Origin of the sequence: Paenibacillus peoriae KCTC 3763 (assembly GCF_000236805.1) — a bacterium.
GTDB lineage: Bacteria > Bacillota > Bacilli > Paenibacillales > Paenibacillaceae > Paenibacillus > Paenibacillus peoriae.
Genome location: NZ_AGFX01000012.1, coordinates 367061 through 393396, shown reverse-complemented (window position 1 = coordinate 393396; position 26336 = coordinate 367061). Strand labels below are relative to the sequence as shown.

16 protein-coding genes and 2 CRISPR repeat arrays are annotated in these 26336 nt (G+C 46.4%); all 16 genes read left to right on the top strand.

The window, feature by feature from the left end; translation table 11 throughout:
* Positions 1-19 precede the first annotated feature (19 nt).
* The 16 genes from essC (at position 20) to cas8c (ending at position 26323) form a co-directional block, all read left to right on the top strand.
* Positions 20-4015: a type VII secretion protein EssC gene (gene essC, locus KQI_RS0108170; RefSeq protein WP_010346286.1), complete on the top strand. Its 3996-nt coding sequence runs from the start codon at positions 20-22 to the stop codon at positions 4013-4015.
* Between the two features lie 16 nt (positions 4016-4031).
* Entirely contained in the window at positions 4032-4874 is an 843-nt protein-coding gene (locus KQI_RS0108165; protein WP_010346285.1) for a hypothetical protein, read from the top strand.
* Between the two features lie 5 nt (positions 4875-4879).
* Positions 4880-5416 (top strand): WXG100 family type VII secretion target, encoded by a 537-nt coding sequence (locus tag KQI_RS0108160; protein WP_029390078.1) that lies wholly within the window; start codon positions 4880-4882, stop codon positions 5414-5416.
* 245 nt (positions 5417-5661) lie between these two features.
* Entirely contained in the window at positions 5662-5937 is a 276-nt protein-coding gene (locus tag KQI_RS0108155) for a WXG100 family type VII secretion target (protein ID WP_010346282.1), read from the top strand.
* Between the two features lie 295 nt (positions 5938-6232).
* Positions 6233-8272, top strand: a complete 2040-nt coding sequence (locus KQI_RS0108150; RefSeq protein ID WP_010346281.1) for a serine/threonine-protein kinase — start codon at positions 6233-6235, stop codon at positions 8270-8272.
* A gap of 73 nt (positions 8273-8345) precedes the next feature.
* Complete coding sequence (locus KQI_RS0108145; RefSeq protein WP_010346280.1) at positions 8346-9098, top strand: vWA domain-containing protein; 753 nt, start codon at positions 8346-8348, stop codon at positions 9096-9098.
* Between the two features lie 12 nt (positions 9099-9110).
* Positions 9111-9947, top strand: coding sequence for a hypothetical protein (locus KQI_RS0108140; protein WP_010346279.1), 837 nt, complete (start codon positions 9111-9113; stop codon positions 9945-9947).
* A 200-nt stretch (positions 9948-10147) separates the two neighbouring features.
* The gene (locus KQI_RS0108135; protein WP_010346278.1) at positions 10148-10957 is read left to right on the top strand and encodes an SDR family oxidoreductase; all 810 of its coding nucleotides are present in this window, start codon (positions 10148-10150) and stop codon (positions 10955-10957) included.
* A 245-nt stretch (positions 10958-11202) separates the two neighbouring features.
* Positions 11203-12251: a CRISPR direct-repeat array (repeat unit 32 nt; unit sequence GTCGCACTCTATATGAGTGCGTGGATTGAAAT).
* A 223-nt stretch (positions 12252-12474) separates the two neighbouring features.
* On the top strand, positions 12475-13953 hold the full coding sequence (locus KQI_RS0108130; RefSeq protein WP_010346277.1) for an aminotransferase-like domain-containing protein: 1479 nt from the start codon (positions 12475-12477) through the stop codon (positions 13951-13953).
* Between the two features lie 139 nt (positions 13954-14092).
* Entirely contained in the window at positions 14093-15034 is a 942-nt protein-coding gene (locus tag KQI_RS0108125) for a D-alanine--D-alanine ligase (protein ID WP_010346275.1), read from the top strand.
* Positions 15024-16211, top strand: a complete 1188-nt coding sequence (locus KQI_RS0108120; RefSeq protein ID WP_010346274.1) for an aminotransferase class I/II-fold pyridoxal phosphate-dependent enzyme — start codon at positions 15024-15026, stop codon at positions 16209-16211. Before KQI_RS0108125 ends, KQI_RS0108120 begins: the two co-directional genes overlap by 11 nt.
* A 228-nt stretch (positions 16212-16439) precedes the next feature.
* The gene (locus KQI_RS0108115) at positions 16440-18989 is read left to right on the top strand and encodes a LamG-like jellyroll fold domain-containing protein (protein ID WP_029390076.1); all 2550 of its coding nucleotides are present in this window, start codon (positions 16440-16442) and stop codon (positions 18987-18989) included.
* Between the two features lie 240 nt (positions 18990-19229).
* Positions 19230-19998: a CRISPR direct-repeat array (repeat unit 32 nt; unit sequence GTCGCACTCTATGCGAGTGCGTGGATTGAAAT).
* Positions 19999-20440: 442 nt separating this feature from the next.
* Complete coding sequence (locus KQI_RS0108110; protein ID WP_010346272.1) at positions 20441-20719, top strand: hypothetical protein; 279 nt, start codon at positions 20441-20443, stop codon at positions 20717-20719.
* Between the two features lie 325 nt (positions 20720-21044).
* Positions 21045-23534 carry a CRISPR-associated helicase/endonuclease Cas3 gene (locus KQI_RS0108105; RefSeq protein WP_010346271.1) on the top strand — a complete coding sequence of 830 codons (2490 nt, stop codon included), beginning with the start codon at positions 21045-21047 and terminating at the stop codon, positions 23532-23534.
* Positions 23535-23645: 111 nt separating this feature from the next.
* Entirely contained in the window at positions 23646-24365 is a 720-nt protein-coding gene (cas5c, locus tag KQI_RS0108100) for a type I-C CRISPR-associated protein Cas5c (RefSeq protein ID WP_010346270.1), read from the top strand.
* Positions 24362-26323, top strand: coding sequence for a type I-C CRISPR-associated protein Cas8c/Csd1 (gene cas8c / locus KQI_RS0108095; RefSeq protein ID WP_010346269.1), 1962 nt, complete (start codon positions 24362-24364; stop codon positions 26321-26323). The genes cas5c and cas8c overlap by 4 nt, the downstream gene beginning before the upstream one ends.
* The last annotated feature ends 13 nt before the right edge of the window (positions 26324-26336 follow it).

Here is a 26336-nt window from a genome sequence, read left to right as displayed (position 1 = left end):
GAAAAGGGGGACTTTTGTCTTGAATGTATTATACCAGCGCTCCCCGAGATTAAGGCCGGCACTCCGCGAGGAGAAGCTGGAGATTTTACGGCCTCCGGCTGAGCCGAGCAAGCCGTCTTTTTCTATTATATCTATACTTATTCCGTTAATGATGACGTTGGTGACTGTAGGCTTTTATGTATATATGAGCAAAACGGGCAAGATGGGCAATAGTAACTATTTGATGTTTCAGATGATTACTGTGGTCATGATGCTTACATCTTATACGATTCCTTTTTTCGTCTATTTAAGTAACAAGAAGGAATACAAACGCAAGCTGGAGGAGCGGGACCGGATGTACCGGGAGCAGCTCCAGAAGCATCGTGAAGAGCTTGAGCTGAAACGCGAGGAACAAATTCGCACGCAATATGAAATTCACGGTGATCCGCAAATATGCGCTCAAATCGTCAAAAATCGCAACAGCTCTCTTTGGGAACGCTCACCGGAGGATGAGGATTTTTTGCAGGTCCGTATTGGGACTGGACAAGTTCCCTTTCATATTAAATTGCAGATCCCGCGCCCGGACGGTTACGACCGTGACCCTCTGCTCGGGGCTGCGGATGAGCTGGAGGAAGAGTTTCGTCTGGTGGATGCGGCTTCCATTGCATTACCGTTGTTTCAATCCAAAGTGGTAGGACTGGTTGGTGAGCGAGAGCATACTCTTGCCGCCTTAAGAGTGATTCTGGCGCAGGTGGCTGTGCGTCACTCGCCGGATGAAGTGAAAATCGCATCCTTTTATGATGAGCGTGAGGAAAATGAATGGGTCTGGATGCGCTGGCTTCCGCATGTGTGGGATGATGACAGAACCCAAAGGATGATGTCAGATCGCAGCAGCAGCGCCCATCAATTAGCTGATTTTCTGTTCGCCAGGTTGAACCGCCGTAAAAACAATCGCAGCGAACGTCATGGAAAAGGAATGGAAATCCCTTGCTATGTGATTGTTTTATCCGACAGCCAACTGATTGAGGAAGAGCCTTTGCTTCCATTATTACTGGAAGACGGACGAGCCATTGATGCATGCACGATCGTGCTGGCTTCTCGTAAGGAAGCATTGCCGATGCAGTGTCAGCTGATCGTGGAGGCTTCCAAGGAGCAGGGGGTATATGCCCGCAAATCGGAATCGGCGGAGGTTGAACAGCAGAGCTTTAAGCCGGATCGTTTGTCCAAAGAGGAAGCAGATGCATTGGCGCGGTATATGGCTCCTATTCGCTTGAAGCGTTCCTCGGCTTCAGATATTCCGTCGGTACTGCCTCTCTTTGATATGATGAGCGTAGCGGATGTGGAGGAGCTGAGCGTAACAGAACGGTGGCGGCGCAACCGCCATCCGGATACTTTACCTGTGCCGATGGGTGTGCGAGCAGGCGGCAAGAAGATCATGATCAATCTGCATGATAAAATAGAGCGCCAGGGACATGGTCCGCACGGCCTGATTGCGGGTACGACTGGTTCAGGGAAGAGTGAGGTTATTCAGTCTATCGTAGCCTCGCTTGCTGCCGAGTTTCACCCGCATGATCTTGCTTTTATGCTGATCGACTACAAGGGCGGCGGCATGTCCAATACATTCGTCAACTTGCCGCATGTTGTGGGCACGATTACGAATTTGGACAATAACCTGATTGAACGTGCCAAAATATCTCTCAAGGCAGAGCTGGTTCGAAGGCAGAAAATACTAAACGATGCAGGCAATTTGCAGCATATTGATGAATATTACAGATTACTTCGGCAGCGGCACGAACAGCCACTGCCTCATCTGGTTATTATTATTGATGAATTTGCACAGCTAAAACGGGATCAGCCCGAGTTTATGGACGAGCTAATCAGTATTGCAGCGATTGGGCGGACCTTGGGTGTCCATTTGATTTTGGCAACCCAGAAGCCCGCCGGTGTTGTAGACGATAAAATTTGGAGTAACTCCAGATTCCGTATCTGTCTCCGGGTGCAGAGCGAAGGCGATAGCCGTGATATGCTGAAAATACCGAATGCGGCGTGGATTACCAAGCCGGGACGTGGATACTTCCAAGTCGGCAGTGATGAGGTGTTTGAGGAAATGCAGTTTGCTTGGAGCGGTGCGCCGTATATAGGCAACAGTGATATTTCTTCCGCTCTGCCTGTACATGAAGTGAGACTGAACGGGAAACGAGAAGCGCTGCTGACGGGCGGTGAACGCGCCAGTTCAGGCTTAAAAGGAGAAGAGGCTCCAAAGCAGCTTCAAATCTTCATTGATTATATTGCAAATGAGGCTGCTAAAGCAGGGATTGAGCGGCTTCAGGGACCGTGGCTTCCGCCGCTGCCTGAATTGCTTGATTTAACTCATTTGCCCCCATGCACGCAAACGGATAGTGCATCATCTCCTCTGGAGTTGAAGGCGCTCATCGGGCTGGTCGACGATCTGCCGAATCAGCGCCAGGAGCCGATTTATGCATCACTGGATCATGGCCATTGGGCGGTGTACGGCATGCCTGGCATGGGGAAAACGACCTTTTTGCAGACTTTGCTGATGTCAACGGCTCAACGCTTTGATGCGAACCGTTGGAACGGTTATATCATCGATATGGGTCGGACGATGCGTGATTTTGCGGAACTTCCGCAAATCGGTTCTGTTATGATGGCAGAGGAGGACGACCGGATCAAGCGGTTGTTCCGTTATCTGTTCAAGCTGGTTGCAATACGCAAGGAAATGATTTCCGAAGCTGGCGTTAAAACGATAAGTTCGTATCGCCGTTCTGCGGTCGAGGATGTACCGCAAATTGTCGTAGCTATTGATGGCTATCTTAATTTCCGCAATGCTTATCCAGACGAAAATGAACTGCTGGAATCACTTTTACGTGAAGGTGGCAGTTTAGGTATCACGTTCATCATCACGGCGAACCGGATTACGGATGTGTTTGAGAAATTCCGCAGCAACATTCCGAATGCTGTTTCTTTTGAATTATCCGATCCAAGTGATTATTATTACGCGGTAGGACGACCAGCGAAAACGCCGGGACCTTTAATTCCGGGCCGTGCTCTGGTTAAAGGGTATATTCCACCACTCGAGTTCCAGACGGCATTGCCTTCACCGGGAGGAGATGAGACGGAACGTTCGGCACAGCTGCGCCGCAATATCGCGAGCATTGTGCAGGGATGGAAGGGAGCGCACGCTCCAGCCATTCTCCCGTTACCTGAGCGTATTCCGCTGGCGGAACTGCTGCAGCAGTGGGATCGGACAAGTGGGCCTTCCGGTGCGCTCCCTTATGAGGTGCCCGTAGGTCTACAGAGTGACGATCTTGAGCCTTTCCTCCTGAATCTGAAAGAGGGTCCTAATTTTATCGTCGGCAGTCCGATGGAGGGAGGAAAAACTTCCTTTCTCATGAGCTGGATTCTGTCGCTGGCTTATTACACCTCACCGGGACAGTTGGAAGTCTATACGCTTGATACCCGCTATGGAGGCGGTGGACTATCGAGGTTGCGGCATCTTCCTCATGTAAAGGCTGCGGCTGAAAGCGAGGAAGAAATTGGTCCTCTGGTACAGCAAGTACATGATATTGTCCAACAGCGGAGCAAGGATGGTAATGATCCCGAGTTACTGCTGGTTATTGACGATGCGGATATGTTAAGCAAACAGCTGAACGATTTTATGATAAAGGATCAGCTCTCCGCCATTGTACGGTTGGGACGTGATCGCAATGTGCATGTCGTGCTATCGGGTGTGCCATCTGATTTCCCGACCTTTGGGGTAGACTGGTTCAATGATGTCAAGGCAAGTCAAAGCGGTATGCTTTTTGGAACACTGGATTCGAATGATTTATCGTTCTTTCGTATCCCCTATTCGGAAGCGAACGCCGCTGCTGGTGGCCTAAAAGTCCTGCCGCCTGGACAGGGATACTACGTACGGCGCAAATTTACCAGGATTAAAGCGGCAATTCCTTTCTCAGAGCAAGTGAGCTGTGAGGATTGGATAACGAAAATTCGTGACCGATGGCATGTTGTAGTTTGAAGGGAGGTGGCTCATAATGTTAACGTTTCAAGCTTCCAAGCAGAAGTTAATAACCCTCAAATCGAAGGAACTGTTTTTTCTGGCAGGCGTGCTGGGTTCTGACAGACTGCTTGGGGTGGAAGATCCGTTTAAGGGCTATCTGGCGGAGGAATTGGCAGAAGAGTGGGAGAAGGTAAAAACCGCTCTTTTGGAAAAGGGGTATCTAAAACGGGTAGATAAGGGCAAGGATTTGGCCATGCCCCCTACTGTTTTTTCAAGGGTTGCTATTGCCGGATTATCTAACCGGGCTTGCCGCATACGTTATGCACGGGAAGGCAAGCGGTTTGAAGGCTACCTTCATTGTACGAATGAGCGTGTCGTGGAGCTTGTGAAATCCGTTGATGAACCTGATGAGTACCGCCTGTATGATCTGGGCAATGTGGAAAAGGCTTGTGAAACATTGATTGATAAAATGGGCTGGATAGATCGGCCCCTGCCTGAATCCCCTGCACTTATGTTCTCCAAGCAGGTATTTAATGAAATTTACAAGCAATCTGCAGGGGAGAGTGTGCCTCTAATCAGCAGTAAGCTAACCGAGGCTAGCGGCGATGCGGAGGGGGCTGCCAAGCTGGCCCAGTCGCTCAGCTCACGAGTAGCCGAAGGAGAGCTGCAATTGCTGGTTTGGAACGGCAGGGAGTGGGAATCGCAACGGGCTGCTTTTGTCCTGTGTTCTGCAATGAGCTGGATATTTCGTATGAGCTCTAATGGTAATGGAGACTGGCTTATTGCAGCTATGACTTCGAGGAATCAGTTTGTGGATTTATTATTAAATTGGCTGAGACAGTCGGCAGTAACTGAAGAAGAGACAGAAGAAGGGTGATGGATATGCGCATTCGAGTTGAACCGGATGTGCTTCGGGGGCTTAGCGGGCAGCTACAGCATGCGGCGGAGCAAATTCAACAGTTAACAGCAGGTTTGGAGCAGGCGTTACAATCAGTGGATTGGGATGTATCTGCACGTGAGACGGTCTTGAATCATTGGATGCAGGCCAAGCGAATGTCGGAGCAGATTCATGCTTATCTCCATGCATCAGGTGCACAACTGAACCGAAAGGCAGAGGAGTTTCAGGCTGTTGACCACAACTATCATACGTTTCTGTCATTTGCCGACCAACCATTGGGACGACCCGTCACGATGCTCGATTGGTCAAATCAGCAATATCCGTCTATTTTGCCCGAGCAAACTTCGGAAGGAAGCAATCTGATTTCAAACCCGCAGTCTGTCGTACATGCCATTACCGGAATACCGTCTTCAGATGCAGGAACACTGAATCAGGATATTCTGGAGCAGGCAACCTCCAGCAGTCCGCAGGATTGGTATTTTACGGACCCGTCTGTAGCGAGAGATCAACCTGTCGCTTAGCAGAGCTAATTTCGTGATGATCCTGTTCGATAGTGAGGTTCATATGAATTAATAGCATAATTCCCGGTTTTTTGGGACTTATTAGGTATCCTTTTGTCATAATCCTGCTGTTAGATGCTGTTTTATAGTTAAAAAGTGGGATTGCAATTAGGACCTTTGCCTTTTGTAGGGAAATAAATAATCATAGTACAATTTGAACCAGTTAAACAATAAATTATTTTTTCCATCAAGGAGGACTCCAAAAAATGGCAGGACGCATTTTAATTACACCAGAACAGGTTGATCAGGTAGCCAATCAATTTAAACAAAGCGGTGAGCAAAGTCAGCAAATCGTTTCCAGTCTGACACAGTCCATCTCAGGTATGGAAGGTCAATGGGAAGGTATGACCAAGCAACGCTTCTTCCAAGAGTTTCAGGAAGCTAGCAAGCAAATGCAAGCTTTCGTAACGACTTTGAACAGCATCGGCCAAGAACTGACGGCTATCGCTAACAAATTCCGTACGGTTGACCAAGCCAAGTAAGCTGCCAGTAAGGCATTACTCTATAATTTACCACTCTATGAAGAAGCAATATGTGAACTATTCCTCACGGTTTAGTATAGGTGGTTCCAAGTAGAAACGGCTTGGCTGTTCTTTACCAGGATGATATCCATTTCTGCGATAAATATAAGAACAGAGGATAACGTCCAACGTATACCTTCTTATATTTCAAGAAAACCGGGCGATCTCAGGACACCCGGTTTTCTTGCCATCCATGGATGCTTATAATAAAGTGAGGAAACTAGCATATTGAATGATGTAAGGAGAGGGATGTTTCATGTCTTTTCAACCGAATCCGGGGGACGAATTGATCATAAACGGCACAGCTTATGTGGTTGGACGACATCCGGCTGCACCCGGTTTGGCTTATGCTCAAGCGGGGCGCCAAGGCATTGTATATCAGTTGAATGCCAAAAGTGGAGCGCCACATGAGGCTAAAGCCCTTAAAGTGTTTTTTCCAAAGTTCCGTATCCCGGCTATGGTTTATCAATCTGAGCATATGGAAGCATACGGGAATATTCCCGGTTTGCAGGTGTGCAAGCGTGATGTGCTCACTCCAGAAAGAAACGGAAGTCTGATCGCCGAGCAGCCTGACTTGCTGTATGCGGTACTGATGCCATGGATTCATGGTACGACGTGGTTCGATTGTCTCACAGGTCAGCAGCAGCTTGAGGCTTCCGATAGTCTGGCTTTAGCCAGAGCGCTGGCAGGGATCGGTTCAGCTATGGAGCAAAAAGGACTGGCACACTGTGATTTATCAGCGCCAAATGTCATGCTTCCGTTTTTTTCTGAAGTGGAACTGCCTGAAGGCACGTCAGCTGTAGAATTGGTGGACGTGGAGCAAATGTATAGCACCAAAATGGATCGGCCAGACGCTCTATTGGCAGGTTCACCGGGATATGCCGCCCACCGTACCGTTCACAGTGGGTTATGGAGCGCATACGCAGATCGTTTTGCAGGGGCCATTATTATTGGAGAAATGCTGGGCTGGTCCGACCGTGTAATTGTAGATAAAGCATGGGGCGAAAGCTATTTTGACCAGCACGAAATGCAGACACCTTGTGAGCGATATTTCATTTTGCGAAAGTCGCTGGAAACCAGGTGGGGGAGCAAGGTGGTAGAGTTGTTCAGCCGTGCCTGGGACAGTCAGGATTTAAGTAGTTGTCCTACCTTTGGCGAATGGCTGGTTGTACTTAATGCAATTACTGAACAGGAAGTTCCTGTTGAAGCACAGCCGACGGAGCATGAGGTGACAGTAGCAGCACAAGCAGCAGCAGTGGGTAGTTCTTCTGCTGAGGCTGCATCCTCTTTAGTTGCACCGCTCGAAGCTGAGCCGGCTGCAATGCTAAATCAGGCTGCTGAGGAGCAGGGGGAGCGAGGGGTAACGGACAAGCTGTTCCGACAGGCCCGAGAGCTTGAGCAGCAAAACAAACTTGCTGCAGCGCTGGAGGTATATCGGTCGTTGTATCATTTTGTGGAAGACGGCAGTCCTCTGCATGTGGAGGTATCGGCTGCTATTACAGGGCTGGAGGAGCAACTAAATCCCAAGACACCAGAGCAACCTGAAAAAACACCAGCCTGGTATCGTTCGAAAACGTTTATCATATCAACCGCTGCTGCGGTCGTTCTGTTAGCGGCTGGAATTCCAGCGGTTAACATTCTTGCGGATCAGTCCAATCAGCGACAAATTGAGGCAGCTAAACAGGAAGAAGCGGCGAAGGCAGCGCAAATCAAGCTGGCTGCTGAACAGGAAGCCGCACAAAAGGCGTTGGCTGAAAAACAGCGTCAGGAGACGGAGGAGTTGGCCAAGCAACAGACCGTGCAACAGGCTCTTGCCCAAAAGCAGCAGGAAGAGCAGAAAAAACAGCAGGCTCTAATAGATCAGCAGGTCAAATATGAAGCATATCTTGCGCAAAAGGAAAAAGAGAAGCAGGCGGTTGCCAAGCTGGCCAAGCAACAAGCGTATGATCAGCAGGCAAAGTATGAAAAGTATTTGGCCTGGAAAAAGGACCAGGAAGCTCGTGCAGCCCAGGAAGAGGCAGCGCGTAAGGCGGCAGCTGAGGCGGAACAAAAGCAAGAAGCGTCGATGCATGTGCGTAACAAGGAGAACGTTCTTCAGCTTATTACTTTGTATAATAAGGCCTACGCCTCCCAGGAGGGGGGAAGCACGACAAAGGCCAAAAGCTTTGCCAATAAGTTTAGAGCGTTATATGACAGTGATCCATCCTATTATCGTTCGGTAGGCGAAGTGGGATATCGGGCTTCTTCTATCTATAACTTTTTAAGCGACACGAATTTTAGACTGCCTAAAATTTAATTTTTGATATATTCATAATAGATAGGCTGATTAGATAGAGATAGAAGGTAACTGAGGGGAGCGTGTACAAACCATGAATTATACAATACAGGCATCACAACGTACCCCCGCCCTAATCATTTACCTGATTGACATCAGCGCGTCGATGAACATGCTGATGGAGGGGCGACGGCGCATTGACGTTGTGTATGAGGCTATATCGTTGGCGATCCGGCAGATGGTTTTCCGTTCAACCAAAGGAAATCGTCTGACTGCACGCTATCGGATTGCAATTTTGGCTTACAGTGACGACGTGTATGATCTGTTGAATGGCGTAAAAGGGATTGATGAAATCGCAGCCGTTGGTTCGTTGCCCGATTTGACACCCAAACGGTTTTCAGATTCGGCAAAGGCTTTCTTGCAAGCCGAGCGTATCTTACAGGCAGAGCTGCCGGGGATGCAGGATTGCCCTGCTCCTCTGGTTTGCCATATGACAGATGGGGTATCTACAGGCGATGATCCGGAGCCGATTGCCAAGCGCATTATGAGCATGAGCGTACCAGACGGCAATGTACTGGTAGAAAATATATTTTTATCTGACAGACTGCTGGAGACGCCTATTCAGGACCCTCGTCGCTGGAAAGGTTTGACGCACAATACGCCGTTGCAGGATGAACATGCTGTGAAGTTGCGTAATATGTCTTCTGTACTTCCTGAAAGCTATCGGGAAATGCTGTTTGAGGCAGATTATCAGCTGGGTGAAGGGGCGATTATGATGTTGCCTGGTACCTGTGCGGAACTGGTGTCCATCGGTTTTCAAATGTCGGCCGCAACGCCTGTACGGTAAGGAGGTAAAAGCATGAATCCACTGCTGTCCCTGCTCCCCGCGAGCAAAAGAAAAGGAATGCATGCAAGGCTGGCTCAGCATTTTGCTTATATAAGCTCTCAGACGGGCGATCAGCCTGTATCCTCTCATCATAGTCGTTTTATGTGTCGTTATGGCTATGGAAGATCTGCCGAATCTGCCAGCATGGGGGAAAGCGGACAGGATTTTGCCGCAGTGCGCATTCATAAATCCGTCTGTTGCTTTGTCTTGTGTGATGGTGTCGGCCTCAGCTATCGAGGAGATTTTGCCGCCCGTTATCTGGGCTCTTCTTTGCTGGATTGGCTGGAAGAGGGGCGGGATCTGTCTGCTGATCAATTGAGGATGTATCTCGAACGTTTGGCTAGTACAGCTACAGAGGAGCTGGATCGGCAACCTTTGGGTCATGAATCAGGTTTGATGCGTTCAGTATTGGAGGACAAACGTCGCCAGGGAAGCCAGTCCATGTATATTTGCGGTCGAATCGAGCTGCCGAAGCGCGGTGCCCGTGGGCGCATCAGGCTTGCCTGGCAGGGAGATTCACGCCTGCGACTATGGAACGGTACGGAGGAAATCAGCGAGCTGTTTGATCATACCTTCTCTACAGCAGAGCGCTGGTCCACAAGCCGTGGACTGATCGGAGGTAAGCCTCATTGGTACGAAAGAAGCATACCCGCAGATATGCCGATGAGATTACAGGTATATAGTGACGGTTTATCCGATTTGGACCCCATTCGCGAGCTTGTTCCAGATGAGCAGATACAGGTATTGCTGGATGCATCTCATACCGGGGGACTTGATGATGATGCTGCATTTATTGAATTGCAGTGGTAAATGAATATGTGTGAGGACGTTTGCATCCATACCGATGGCTGTAGAACGTCCTTTTTTGATACATACAAAAAAATGATAATTAAGATATATATGAGATGCAATCGAGATACAAGAAGAAAAATGCACAATAATGGTGATTATAAAGTATCCCCTTTTGGGTAATCTTGTGATTATACAGGATACTGAAAGGAGCGATACATATGAGCTATACATCTGTAGGAAGCGCGCGCTTTGAAGGCAAAACGGCTCTAATCACGGGGGCCGGTTCTGGAATTGGTAAAGCAACAGCTATTCAAATGGCCAGAGAAGGAGCGAATGTCGCTCTTTTTGATGTAAGTAATGAGCGGATTTTAGAGACAGAAAAAGAGATTAATGCTATACGAGAAGGCTCGGCCCGGGCATTTGATGTGGACATTGCCGATCCGGTTCGTGTGGAAAAAGCAGTCCTGGAAGCTGTTGAATTGTTTGGGGGGCTGCATATTATTTTTGCCAATGCGGGGATTAACGGAGTGGTTGGACCGATTGAGGATTTGAGCATTGAGGATTGGCGGCAAACGTTGTCTACAAATCTGGATGGTACCTTCCTGACGGTGAAATATACGGTGCCGCATTTGAAAAAGAACGGAGGCGGCAGCATTATCATTACCAGCTCCATTAATGGGAATCAGCGTTTTACCAGCTTTGGGATGTCCGCGTACAGCACTTCGAAGGCAGGTCAAACCGGGTTTGCTAAAATGGCTGCGCTGGAGCTGGCCAAATTCCGTATTCGTGTCAATGTCATCTATCCGGGTGCCATTTCGACCAATATTGATGAAACAACGGAGAAATCCGAAAGATTAAAGCAGATCACCATCCCCGTTCAGTTTCCCGAAGGTGGACAGCCGTTGGCTCATGGGCCCGGTCAACCTGAGCAGGTAGCTGATTTGGTGACCTTCTTGGCTTCGGATTATTCGCGCCACATTACCGGCGCACAAATTGTAATTGATGGTGCGGAATCTTTATTGTTTTAGCGCTAAAGCATTCTCTATGACGGAAAAAGGATTTATGGTATCCTGTTTGTAACATTTTGGTTAAGGTGCGAATGTGAAGCTCACATAAAAACCCCGGGTCCTTCGCACCTCGAAATTTGTCGAAAAGGATTAAAATTGATTTCATTTATAAAAGTCAATCGTAGATTCAGGCTTTTCCAGTATTGTTTATTTTGAAATTGTACCGAATTGATACCTTTTTTGGATCAATTGGGTACATTTTCGCTGTCGCACTCTATATGAGTGCGTGGATTGAAATAAAACACGATGCAGACGGTCAGACACAAGCCAGGTCGCACTCTATATGAGTGCGTGGATTGAAATAATATAAGTATCACCAGTTTTTATTACGAACTGGTTGTCGCACTCTATATGAGTGCGTGGATTGAAATTGGCCAAAGCCCTGCGAACGGATATTTAAGTGCTTGGTCGCACTCTATATGAGTGCGTGGATTGAAATCATTCCGCTTCAGGATCAGGCGCAGCCGGATCTACCGTCGCACTCTATATGAGTGCGTGGATTGAAATTGTAAGCGGTACAGGCGGCTTTACCTCACCTATCAGTCGCACTCTATATGAGTGCGTGGATTGAAATACTGGAACTCATTCTCTGCCCCATTTTGATTTCCGTCGCACTCTATATGAGTGCGTGGATTGAAATTTTTTTGATAAGGTGTTCTAAAGCTAAATCAATTGTGTCGCACTCTATATGAGTGCGTGGATTGAAATTTCTGCGGTCAGGCTGCTTAAGTCCTGATTCGTGTTGGTCGCACTCTATATGAGTGCGTGGATTGAAATATTGTATTAATCTCCTTCACATTTGTAATGAGCCGCGTCGCACTCTATATGAGTGCGTGGATTGAAATAAATAAGATCCATTTCGGTATACGTTGTATTTCTGGGTCGCACTCTATATGAGTGCGTGGATTGAAATCAAACATGTCCATTATGCTTGCTGAATTTCCATCACGTCGCACTCTATATGAGTGCGTGGATTGAAATCATCCAAGCAAATTACACTACTGGGCTGTGCAGCCACGTCGCACTCTATATGAGTGCGTGGATTGAAATTTGACTTTTGGTCGTGTTTGTGAATTAAATAAGCCCGGTCGCACTCTATATGAGTGCGTGGATTGAAATAAGTCACAGGGGTGGGTGACTACATGAAGAAGGTTGTCGCACTCTATATGAGTGCGTGGATTGAAATCCTAAAGTGGAAATGTCACCGGAGGGGTTTAAGGCATGTCGCACTCTATATGAGTGCGTGGATTAAATTTCCGTAGCACCGGGGGCACACCCGCAAATCACGGTCGCATTCCATGCGACAAATTGACGATGTGGCAGGATTCACGGTCGGTCGTTAGTGGAAAGAGATAAGGATATGAGGCCATACAGGGCATAAAAGGCGTTAGAACCACCGCAGGATAGAAAATCCAGTGCGGTGGTTCTTTTTTTTCTCTCGTCTTCTATGCCATCATTATAGATGGAGGCGATAAAGGATGTTCCAGGATTTTAAGCTCGTCGGTGACCGTCCGGTCGCGATACAAGTGAAAGAATATGTCAATCGTTTAATTATAAAAGGGGCGCTTCAGGCAAATCAGAAGCTGCCTTCCACACGAGAAATGAGCGGTCTGCTTAAGGTGAGCCGCAATACAGTCATTGCAGCCTATGAAGGCTTGGAGGATGACGGATTTACGTATGCGATTCCCGGCAAAGGCAGCTATGTGGCCGCCATGGTGGGCCAGTCGGCTGCAGATAACGAAGGAACTGATGGATCTGCCGCCTGGCAGATCGACTGGAAGGCAAGAATGAACGAGTATGCTGTATCGGCTGTAGAGCTGGATATGATGAAGCGGGGCATTCGTGCCCCAAAAGGAACCATCTCGTTTACAAGCATCGCTCCGGATGAGCAACTGTTTGATCTGGGGGACGTAAAGCGAGCCTTTATGGACCGGATGGCAATCGAAGGGCAGGTGCTGCTCAACTACGGCTATGCCAAAGGCTACAAGCCGTTGATCGATTACCTGATGCATTATATGGAGAATAAGGGCGTTGATATAAGCGGCAAGGATATGCTGATTACAAGCGGGTTTACAGAAGGCTTTGACATTGTGTTGTCGGCATTGCGCCCTTCTGTACGCCGTGGAGCGGCAATTTGTGAAAATCCGACCCATCATACAGCGATCAAAAATTTGAAGCTGCAAGGCTTTGAGATTACCGGCATTCCGATGGAGCGTGACGGTATTGATGTGGAGCGGTTAGAAGCGGTACTACAGACCAAAAGCTTCGATCTGGCCTATTTGACTCCTTCCTATCACAATCCGACAGGCGTCGTCATGTCGCCAGCAAAGCGCAGCGCCGTTATGAAATTAATGATGCGCTATCACATTCCGGTGATCGAGGATGGATTCAATGAGGAGCTGCGCTACTCGGGAGCGCATGTTGCGCCCTTAATAGCGACAGCAGGACAAGGGAACGGAGTAATCTATATTGGCAGCTTCTCCAAGGTGCTGTTCCCTGGCTTGCGGGTAGGTTGGGTGCTTGGAGACCGAGCGCTGATCGACACGCTGGAAAGCATTAAGCGTGCACGCACCATTCATACATCAACCATCGATCAATCGATTTTATACCAATATATGCTTAACGGAAATTTCGATAAGTATGTAAAAAAAGCACGTACAGAGTATAAGCGCAAATATGAGTTGACAAAGGCATGCTGTGAAGCACATCTTCCTGAGGCGCAGGTGTCTGGTGACGGGGGCTTGCATTTGTTCCTCACCTTCCCGAACGGCGTAAATACACGCCAGCTGCTGGAGGTTTGCACAGAACAGGGTGTTATTTTTACACCGGGAGACAAGTTTTTTATTCAAGAAGGCGAAGGGACGAATACATTGCGGCTTGGTTTTTCACGAGTAACGGATGAGAATATCGAACTTGGTATTCAACTAATCGGCCAACAGGCGAGTACCTTACTTTAGGCTTAACGATTAAGAAAAAAGCTATAGGGACGGAATTGTTCTGGAGAATCGCCAGCGTTCATCTTTACCCTTGGGCAACAGTGATCGGAAGAAGAATCCGTAGCCACACAATGATTTTGAAGAAGAATGAGGTGTCGTGATGAAAATTGGCGTTATTATGGGTGGTATTTCCTCAGAGCGTGAGATTTCTCTGCAGACAGGTCAAGAGATGATCAACCATTTGGATCGCAGCCGCTATGAAGTGGTTCCAATTGTGATCGAGCAGCGAGCGGATTTAATCGCGCAGGTTCAGCAGGCAGGCATCGATATCGCGCTGCTGGCACTGCATGGCCAGTATGGCGAGGACGGCACGGTGCAGGGAGTGCTGGAGACGCTGGGCATTCCGTACACAGGCAGCGGTGTCCTGGCAAGCAGCTTATGCATGAATAAACAGTTGTCCAAGCTGCTGCTAAAGGCAGCGGGTGTGCATACGCCTGCAGGCCTTTGCTGGCAGGGGATGGACGATTATGATCCGCAGGTGGTAGAGCAGTTGGGCTACCCGGTTATTGTGAAGCCCAATATGGGGGGATCAAGCATCGGCATCCAGCTTGTACAGCATGAGAAGGAGCTGCTGGCAGCTGTTCAGGAGGCTTGCAGCCTGGATCAAGCGATCTTGATTGAGCCCTATCTTAAAGGGACGGAGCTCACCTGTTCAATCGTGGATGGCGAGGTATTGCCGATGATCGGTATTCGTCCCGCTCATTCGGAGTGGTTCGACTACAAAGCGAAATATGAGGTCGGCGGCGCTGAAGAGAAGGTGATGCAGCTTCCTCCCGTTATTGAGCAGCGTGTGCGCGAGGCGGCACTGGCCAGCTACCGGCTGCTGCAATGCAAGGTCTATGCAAGGGTCGATTTGATTTTGTGTCAGGACGTACCTTACGTGCTGGAAGTGAACACATTACCGGGAATGACCGCCAACAGCCTGCTTCCGAAGAGCGCGGCAGCTGCGGGTATAACCTTTACACAGCTGCTGGACCGTATTATTGCCAGCTCGCTCTATGAGCGGAAGCAGGAATGGGGGATGGCGCAATATGTTGTTTAGTAAAGAAGATACAGGGCGGTTTTTATCCTCGCGTGTACGGGATATTCGGCCATCGGGAATTCGCGCCTTTTTTGATCTGAATGCAGTAGGCGGAGATACAATCGCTCTTGGGGTCGGAGAGCCTGATTTCATTACACCAGAAAAGGTACGTGAAGCTTGCATTCAGGCATTGCGTGAAGGGCAGACGAAATATACTTCGAATGCCGGCTTGATGGAGCTGCGGGAAGCGATCTCTGCTTATCTTTCCGGCAGCTTCGCGCTTTCCTATGACCCCGAGCAGGAAATGATCGTGACGGTGGGAAGCAGTGAAGCCGTCGACCTGGCGCTGCGGGCAGTGATCGATCCGGGTGACGAGGTGCTGATTCCGGCACCAAGCTATATTGCCTATGAACCCATTACCCATCTGCATGGCGGTAAAATTGTGGAGGTGGCGGCTGCGGCAGAGGAGCAGTTCAAGCTGACCCCGCAAGCGCTGCAAGCGGCAATTACGCCTCATTCAAAGGTTTTAATGATCAATTATCCGTGCAATCCGACCGGAACCGTTATGACGGAGCAGGATTGGCTGCCGATTGCTGAGCTCATTATCAAACATAATCTGGTCGTCATTTCGGATGAAGTTTATGCTGAGCTGACTTACGGGAGAAAGCATGTCAGCATCGCCTCTTTACCGGGCATGAAGGAGCGTACGATTGTCATCAGTGGTTTTTCCAAAGCTTTTGCGATGACAGGCTGGCGGATAGGCTATGCGTGCGGTCCGCGAGAGCTGATTGCCGGCATGCTGAAAATCCACCAGTACACAGCCATGTGTGCGCCCACCCTTGCACAGATTGCCGCGCTCGAATCATTGCGTCATGGCCGGGCTGCCAAAGATGAGATGATGGCGAGCTACAATGAACGCCGCAAGCTGTTTGTGGCCGGCTTGAATGCCATCGGGCTGACCTGTCATGAGCCCGAGGGGGCTTTCTATGCCTTCCCTTCCATTACTTCTACGGGCATGTCATCTGAGCAGTTTGCTCTTCGGCTGCTGAAGGAAGCGAATGTGGCGGTCGTACCGGGACATGTATTCGGATCAGGCGGGGAGGGCTTTATTCGCTGCTCCTATGCAACCTCGCTTGCCGATTTGGAAAAGGCGCTGGAGCGGATGGGAAGGTTTATGCAGGTGATGCAGCCGGTTTGATGGGAACTTCAGCATATTAAGAAGAAACTAGAGAGAGCTTCAACTTCTCACTGCAGTGGGTTGAAGCTCTTTTTGTTCGAATACAAGGGTTTATAACTCAACTTTCGCAGAACATCTTATAAATATATTTTACAAATATATTTATAATTTTTGAAAACATAAAGGTGTTTTCTGGCTAACGTAGAATATATATCGCTGTACTTCAATATAAGAGAGGGGCAGATGAGAATGATAAGGCGTGCTGTTACAAATGGAATCAAGCGAGGCATTTTATTAACATTAATATTATTGTTAACGCTTACAGGAGCTTCATGGGGAATGGGTGACGCTTCCGCGGCACGATCTGAACAGAAGGAAAAGCAGGCTGCACCCGCTTTTTCTGAAGTATCCGTTCATGATCCTTCCATCGTCAAAGATGGCGATACTTATTATGTGTTTGGTTCACATATTTCGGCGGCTAAGAGCAAGGATCTTAAAAGCTGGACTTCTTTTGCAAACGGTTACACAACTCCAGGGAATACGATTTTTGGGGATTTATCGAAGAATCTCGCAGGTTCCTTTGCTTGGGCAGGGGAGAATGATTCTGACAGCAAGGGAGGCTTCTCCGTCTGGGCGCCAGATGTATTTTGGAATGAGCATTACGTCAATAAAGATGGGTCAAAAGGGGCCTACATGATTTATTATAGTGCATCTTCTACCTACATTCGTTCTGCAATCGGAGTGGCAGTTGCGCCCAAAATCGAAGGTCCTTATCAATATGTGGATACGATTGTGTATTCCGGTTTTACGAAGGAGACTGCCTACGACAAGGACAGCAAAGTGGATAAAAAATGGACCAACACGCAGATCCAACAATTGGTTGATCAAGGCAAGCTGCAAGGTCCAAGAGCGGGATGGTTCAACGCAGATGGTTCTTACGCAAACAGGATATTTCCGAATGCGATTGATCCAGCTATTTTTTATGATACAGAAGGGCGTCTATGGATGACCTATGGGTCATGGTCCGGGGGGATTTTTTTACTAGAGCTGGATAAAGCAACAGGAAAGCCTATCTATCCAGGTCAAGACGGAACGACAGAAGACGGTCGGCTGGTTGATCGTTATTTTGGCACCAAAATTGCGGGCGGATATGGGGAATCAGGAGAAGGCCCTTACATTGAATACAACAAGAAGACAGGCTACTACTATTTATTTGTAACCTATGGCGGACTTGCCTCGGACGGTGGATATAACATGAGGTTATTCCGTTCCAAGAATCCGGCAGGACCTTATAAGGATGCCAAGGGGCAGAACGCTGTATTACCTGCCAACACCAAGAATGGTGCGTTTGGCAACAAACTGATAGGCAACTTTTTGTTCAATAGTAAAATTGGTGATCCAGGTGCAGGAATTGGCTATGGTTACGTATCTCCTGGACACAATTCTGCGTATACCGATCCTGATCATGGGCAAATGTTTGTTGTTTTTCATACCCGCTTTCCTCAGCAGGGAGAGAAGCATGAATTGCGCATTCACCAGATGTTCATGAACCAGGAAGGCTGGCCTGTAGTAGCTCCTTACCGTTATGGTGGTGAGACGCTTATGGAGCTGGACGAGGATCAAGTTGTTGGAGATTATCAGTATATCAATCACGGCAGCGATACATCGGCAGCGATCAAACAAGCGCAGTTTATTCAGCTAAAAGCAGATCATACCGTTGCAGGTGAACTACAAGGAACATGGCGGAAGGTAGGAGACGCGAGAGTCCAGCTTACGCTGGAAGGGGGCGTATATGACGGAGTTTTCATTAGACAATGGGATGATTTTACGAAGCAATATGTTATGACATTTACGGTTGTATCCAAAATAGGGGAAATGGCCTGGGGAAGTCAGTTCGCTGCTTCGACAGATGCAACAGTAGTTGAAAATGTGTATGGTGAGCTGGACCTTGGTGATACAAGTCGGGTGGTAGCTAATTTGTCTCTTCCAAAGGAAGGAAGTCGGCAAGCTTCGATTACTTGGAAAACCTCTGACCCGAATGTTATTTCTGCTACAGGCAAGGTTAAGCGCCCTGAAATCGGAGAAAAGGCTGTAACAGCAACCCTGACCGCCACGATTAACAAAGGGAAGAGCAGTAAGAGCAAAACCTTTAACATTATAGTATCTCCTTATGAGAAGGCAACGCTGACCGCACAATATAAATTTGAAAATAACCTTGAGGACAGTAAAACTGCTTTTGCAAATGGAGAGGTCATCGGTGACCGAATTGATCGTGAAGGAGGAGCTGTCACCTACACTGAGGGGATAAGCGGCAAAGCAATGTTGTTGGATGGAAAGTCCGGAATTAAACTGCCTCAAGGAATGATATCCAGTTCTGCATATTCCGTATCCTTGTGGGTTCATCCAAGTGAGCTGACGCTGTATACTCCGACTTTTTTCGGAGCTATGGATAGTAATCATTGGATCAGCCTGCTGCCCAAAGGTCCCGAAGGAGAGAACACGATGCTGTGGTCCGGTAGCTCACCCTGGTATAACGGCAGTACAGGTATGAAGATCAAAACCAATGAGTGGACACATCTCGCCTTCACAGTGGACAATGGAGTGCTATTCGTGTACGTGAACGGCAAACCTCAGTTTACAGGCGCAGGATTTCCGAATGTATTTACATCCAAAGCCGGAACTTTCAGCTTAGGTGTTAACTGGTGGGACCCTGCCTTTAAAGGCGCAATTGATGAGCTAAGTATATTCGAAGGGGCGCTTCCTCCTTCACAGGTGGCTGAGCTGGCCAAGGTGAAATGAATCTAGGCACGTACTTGTTGCCAAAGCAAAAAGGAATTTCTTGAAAGCAAGTCTGTTCAGGTGCGAATGTGATGCTCACATGAATTCCCCAGGTCCTTCGCACCTCATATTTTGTCGAAGCCCTGTCGAATATGAATAAGTTGTGAACGGATTACAAGGGAATAAAGCAATAATTAATGTAATTTGGTCGGAATAACGCTAAAATAATACTTAATGGGTGGTTTTTGACCCATTTTCGCTGTCGCACTCTATGCGAGTGCGTGGATTGAAATTCAATTTCCTCATAAACTTGCTTTGGAACGTTTAGTCGCACTCTATGCGAGTGCGTGGATTGAAATTCCTGGTTGAGCTAACAGCAATTCGGTAGACGTGGTCGCACTCTATGCGAGTGCGTGGATTGAAATTCAGGACAAGCCCAAATTTACGCTCCTTCCAAACAGTCGCACTCTATGCGAGTGCGTGGATTGAAATTAATTCATCGAGACTGGAACAATGCTTTAAGCTCAGTCGCACTCTATGCGAGTGCGTGGATTGAAATTGTACAGTTTAAGGATGCAGGATACAACGCTCAGTCGCACTCTATGCGAGTGCGTGGATTGAAATCTTGTAGCTCTCGGCCCCTCTGGGTTGTCTCCGCTCGTCGCACTCTATGCGAGTGCGTGGATTGAAATACGCACCTCGTCCTCGTCAAACGGCCTACGCTGGTCGCACTCTATGCGAGTGCGTGGATTGAAATAGTTTGAAAATCGGATCATATTTAAACTTGGCCCGTTGTCGCACTCTATGCGAGTGCGTGGATTGAAATCATCTTGAGTAATGTTGTCGAAAATCGTATATTTACAGTCGCACTCTATGCGAGTGCGTGGATTGAAATTCGCAATCCAGTTACTGCACAAAAGTGCTCCATTTGTCGCACTCTATATGAGTGCGTGGATTGAAATTGAAAGAAGCATTGGGTGTAAAAGCACTAAGCGCCGGTCGCACTCTATATGAGTGCATGGATTGAAATCGTTGACATTCTTATAATTACGAAGCAAAAGAAGTAATACTGGACTTTAACTGCGAGCTTGATAGGAAGCTAATAAAGGGAGTTAGAGAAAAACGGACAGGAACTAAGTGTAATTCAATAACTTTGTGAAGAGGCACAAAGGATAGGGGAAAAGACGGAAATTATGTTTAAAAAGCATGAGAAAACCCGCTAAGGGCGGGCTCTTCAATATAATTATATAGTTTTCAATCCACGCCTTTCAGCGACATGCCGAGTGTATCATAAACTGTTAGTTTAAAGCAATTTTTTAAGGGCTAGGTTGCAAAACATAAATCTTTTTGATCTTTTGGGAGATGTATTACTGTGTTTTATATAAGGTTCCTATAAAATTATATTACAATCTAAGATAAACAATATTAACTTTCATTATGTTTATTAGTAAAATTCAAGGAGGCGCATAAAGATGGAGAAATTTAATGTTTTGTTGCGAGTTGATAGATTTAATTATGATGAGTTATTAGATTATTGCCGCACTAAAGGGCTACTTGTAGATGAAATTAAAACTTGGATTAATGTTTCTGAGCAACCTCATGAAATGAAAATTAAACAGTTGGAGGAAGAACTTAGAGGTACAAAGCGGAAATTGAAGGCATTAGCTAATGAGATGAAACAAAAAAATGATGCATTAGCAGACATTACAACAGCAATAATTTTACGAGGGAGAAAATCCAAAGAACCTTAATTTTTATACCTGTTCTATATGGTAGTGTCAACGATTGATAGCTACTAGCTAGGTAGGATTCCTTTCTGGGGTTTAGCGGGCTGTGCCATTCGAACCGCTTTTGGGAAAACATCCATAAATCTAATTGTGGTATTATAGATGGGATTCATTACTGCTAACAATGGAAGAAGTACTAAAAATGCACGTGACAAGGTTATTATGGGATACTGGTTTGTATTAAAGAAATGAACAGAACGTATACAACTGGTAATGCATTAGCATGAATTGGATTTTATTGGTGTTTGGTGAAAGGTTATTCTCGAAGAAAAATTAAAGGAGTGAAAAAATGGACTATATCGCCCACATTCGGGAAAGTGACCATGAGATTCAGACGGTTGCAGATCACCTGATGGAAACTCAACAACTAGCAGAAACTTATGGTGACAAAATAGGAATACAACATATTACCGGACTCGCTGGTATGCTGCATGACTTGGGGAAATACACGGAAAAATTCCAGAATTACATACGTTTAGCCGTACAAAGTCCTGACATTCCGCCGAAACGAGGAAGCGTGGATCATTCTACAGCTGGTGGGAAATTATTGTACAATCTTTTTCATATCCAACCTCAAGGAACAGTTGATAAGCAGGATTTCATGAACAAAGCTTTATTATCCGAAGTTGTAGGAAATGCGATTATTTCACACCATGCCTATTTGCAGGATTTTTTAGATCCTACTCTGGAATCAAAATTTTTGGATCGGGTGCGTGACCGTGAATTAGAGGGGTTTGATCATGCAGTCTCCCTTTTTTATGAACAGGTGATGGAGGAATCTGCATTTTTTCGATATGTGAATCAAGCTGGAACCGAGTTGGCTGATTATATGGAACGTGAGGATCATCCAAACATTGAACTCAAAATGATGTTCTTATCCAAGTTTGTTTTCAGTGCTTTGATCGATGCTGATCGCACGAATACCCGTTGTTTTGAAGAAAATAATGTTAAAGACGAGAAGAACAGCAATGCACCGATAAATGGCCAGCAGCTATTTCAAACGTATTACGAAAGATTAATGGAGCGCATTAACGATCTGCAATCAGGAGAGAATGCCGACACAACTATTAATCTGCTTAGAAAGCAAATGTCCGAGCAATGTGAGCAATTTGCAGACAAGCCTTCCGGGATATTAACACTCTCCATACCTACAGGGGGTGGAAAAACGCTGGCCAGTCTGCGTTATGCCCTAAAGCATGCAGTCACATTTGAAAAGAAGCATATCATCTACGTCGTTCCATTCACGACGATTATTGAACAAAACGCTCGGGAAGTACGTGAAATTATACGGGATGACGCTAATATTCTGGAGCATCACTCCAATGTGGTCATGGACGAAGTAGAGGACATAGATGCTGAGGGTCATGAGCTTGAGGATGTCGTTATGAACACGCATCAAAAATTAAAGTTGGCTAAGGATAATTGGGATTCGCCAATCATTTTCACGACCATGGTGCAATTTTTAAATGTGTTTTACGCGGGTGGCAGCAGAAATGTCCGTAGGCTTCACAATTTGAGTGAGTCCGTTATTATTTTTGATGAAGTCCAAAAAGTCCCCACACACTGTATTTCTTTGTTCAATCAAGCGCTGAATTTTTTGAAAACATATGCCTCTTCAAGTATTGTTCTTTGCACCGCTACCCAACCGGAATTGGATTTTGTACACAACAAGCTCGACATTGAACCGGATGGCGAAATGGTGCATGACCTCGATCATGTTATCGAAAAGTTCAAGCGGGTTGAAATTGTCGACAAGGCGACAGATGACACTATAAATACCGAGAAACTTGCAGATTTTGTTGAGCAAATACTTGCGGATGAACCAAGCGTACTCGTTATTCTCAATACAAAAGCAGTGGTCAAAAATCTATATCACCGATTAACAGAAGGAAACAGCGCCATCCCGGTTTACCATTTAAGCACCTCCATGTGCCCGGCTCATCGCAATCGCATATTGGAGGAAGTAAAACAACTTTTAGAGCATAAAAAACCTGTCGTTTGTATTAGTACACAACTCATCGAGGCTGGAGTGGATATTAGTTTTGATTGTGTCATTCGATCCTTGGCTGGTCTGGATTCGATTGCTCAGGCAGCGGGCCGATGTAATCGCCATGGAAGAGATGGAACAAAGCAGGTGTATGTCATTGATCATGAAGAAGAAAAGCTCAAAGACCTCAAAGAAATCAAAATAGGTAAAGAAATCACTAGAAAAATGTTTATCGACTTAAAACGTGACAAAACCTGCTATGGCGGTAACATATTGTCCGGACATGCTCTGGAAATATATTTCCAAAAGTATTATACCGAGCTGGCATCGGACTTGAATTATTACATACCTAAGCTAAGAAAAAACATGACCGAGCTATTATCTGTTAGTCGCAATGAAAATACGTATTATCGCTCCTATTATGATGAAAAGGATGCGTTTCTTCCTTTATTTTTAGCGAATAGCTATAAGACAGCAGCAGAACATTTTCAAGTCATCAAAGATCATACGACAGCCGTCATTGTTCCTTATGGGGATGGAGAGAAGGAAGGAAAAGAGATCATCGCTGATCTGAATGGACAGCAAAGCATAGAGGATCTTAGCAGCCTGCTCCGCAGGGCACAGCAATTTACCATTAATATAACGAACACAGATAAAAATCAATTGAGTCACAATAAGGGGCTGGTTTCTTTTTTGGACGAAAAAATATGGGCTCTGACCGATGGGGCTTATGATGACTCATATGGGCTCAATGTTCAAAATGATAGCTCGCATGGTGGTTTTATCCTTTAAAAATACTTTTAACGGGGCTTGAGCTTATCTTTCGTGTTGACTGACTATGTCGGAAGTAATATTCTGGTATTGCATTTAGATAAAAAGACCTAGAAAGGAGGAAGATGCCAGTTGAGAAATTCAATTGAATTTAGAGTGTATGGAGATTATGCGCTGTTTACAGACCCGCTAACCAAACTGGGGGGTGAGAAACTAACATACAGTGTCCCAACCTATCAGGCATTAAAAGGGATCGTAGAAAGTATTTATTGGAAGCCTACGATTACGATGGTTATAGACAAAGTTCGTATTCTAAACGCAATCCGAATGGAATCTAAGGGAATTCGGCCTATTGAATATGGCGGCGGTAATACGCTTGCTAATTATACTTATCTCAAAGACCCTTGCTATGAGGTTCAAGCCCATTTTATTTTTAATCTGCATCGTCCCGAGATGGAATATGACCGTAATGAAAACAAGCATCATAACATCCTTAAACGCTCGTTGCTTGCGGGTGGACGCAGAGATATTTTCCTGGGTACACGAGAATGCCAAGCATATGTGGAGCCCTGTGTTTTTGGTGAAGCATCCGGTTTCTATGATAGCTATGGCGACATTCATCTAGGAAATATGGTACACGGGATTAACTACCCGGATGAGACAGGCAGGAATCAGTTGGAGGTACGCTTGTGGAATCCGGTGATGAAGGATGGAGTTATTGAATTTGATCCACCGGAGAAATGCACACAAGTTTGCATCATAGCAGATATGCAGCCGAAACGATTTGATGACAATAATGTTCAGTCCGCTGATGAGCTGCTTGCAGAGTGGGAGGGGTGGGGCATGAAATGAGCTGGCTGTTAAATCTATATGAAACCTATGAATCCAACCTTGACCGTGTGGGTGTGATTGAGAAAAAGCATAATGATCGCGAATATACGCTGCTGCCCATCTCCCATACAACTCAAAATGCACAAATTGAAGTGGAAATTACGGAACAAGGTGATTTTCATTCAGCCAGAGTGCTGGACAAGGACGATTTTAGCACATTAATTCCTTGTACCGAGAAATCGGCCAGCCGGGCTGGCTCTGTCGTAGCGCCCTATCCGCTGCATGATAAATTAAGCTATGTCGCTGGAGATTTTGTCGCATATGGCGGAAAGATCAAAAAAGAAGAGCCCTTTGCTGCTTACATTCAGCAGTTAGAAGGGTGGGCTGATTCAGAATATGCCACTCCCAAGCTGAAAAGCATCTATCTTTACTTGAGCAAGCGTCGACTGATTAAAGACTTGGTGGACGAGTCTGTTTTATACCTTGATGAGGATCAAAAATTAATAAGTAAATGGGACAAGAAGTATGAGCGTTCACCTGGGGAAAAACCACGTATATATACGGCAGTTCCTGGTGAACTGGAGGGTGTATTCATTCGTTTTAACGTGTATTCACCAGATAAAGCGTTAACTAAAGTGTGGCAGGATACAGAACTATATGATTCATTTATTGGTTACTACAGTCAGTTGTTGGGCGAAGAAGACATTTGTTATGTAACCGGGAAGCTTCTTCCCGGCACAGATAAACATGCGAATAAAATCAGAAATTCCGGGGATAAAGCAAAGCTGATTTCCGCCAATGATACGAGCGGGTTTACGTTCAGAGGACGGTTTGCCCATAGTCATGAAGTAGCAAGCATCAGCTATGAAGTATCTCAAAAAGCTCATAATGCCTTAAAATGGCTGATTCATCGTCAAGGGAAAATTATGGATAACCGTGTTTTTCTCGTCTGGGGTAATGACGCCACGAATGTGCCGAGTCTTACCGACAATGACAACATCTTTGCAATGGGTTTTGGCCCTGAATCATTCCGGCCAGCAGCAATCAAAAGTCATACGAACGAAGAGCTTGCTTTTGATCTGGCCAAAGCCCTGTCGGGTTATCGTAATAAACTAGCCATCAAATCGGCTTCCAAAGCAAACGTCAATATTCTAGTGCTTGACTCGGCAACAACAGGACGCATGGCTGTTCTCTATTATCGGAATTTGGATAAAAAATTGTATTTTGACAAGCTTATTGATTGGCATACAAAATGTGCCTGGTTACATCGTTATCAAAAGGACGAGCAAGGTGAGCTATTACAATTTTGGGGGGCTCCGGCGACCAAAGACATTGCTTTTGCAGCATACGGTCCTAAGGCGAATGACAAACTCGTTAAAGGCCTGATGGAACGAATGCTTCCATGCATCGTGGATGGTCGAACAATTCCGCAGGATATTGTGAGAAGTGCTACTCACCGTGCCTCTAATCCGGTAGCTATGTACAAATGGGAATGGGAGAAGACACTGAGTATAACATGTGCATTGATTAACACACGGGAGGGATACAACGTGGGATTAGATGAAGAAAATACGGATCGCAGCTATTTATTCGGCAGACTGCTGGCCATTGCTGATGTACTGGAACGAAATGCACTGGAACGAAGTGGACAGGATAAGGAAAAAAAGCGCTCTACTAATGCCATACGTTATATGAGTGTATTTTCACAGCATCCGGAAAGAACCTGGAGAACGATTCAGAATGCTTTGCAGCCGCATCAAGCCAAATATGGTCAAAGCCTAAACTATTATTCCATCATGATTGATGAGGTTGCTTCAAAAATCCCGTTTGATCAATTTAATAATGAACCGCTGACCGGGAAATATTTGCTTGGATTCTACAGCCAGCGTTATAAACTCTATCACAACACGGATAAAAAGAAACATGAGGCAAGGACCGCAGAAACTAATGACAGCCAAGACGACAACACCCCAGCATAAAAATCTTTTAAAA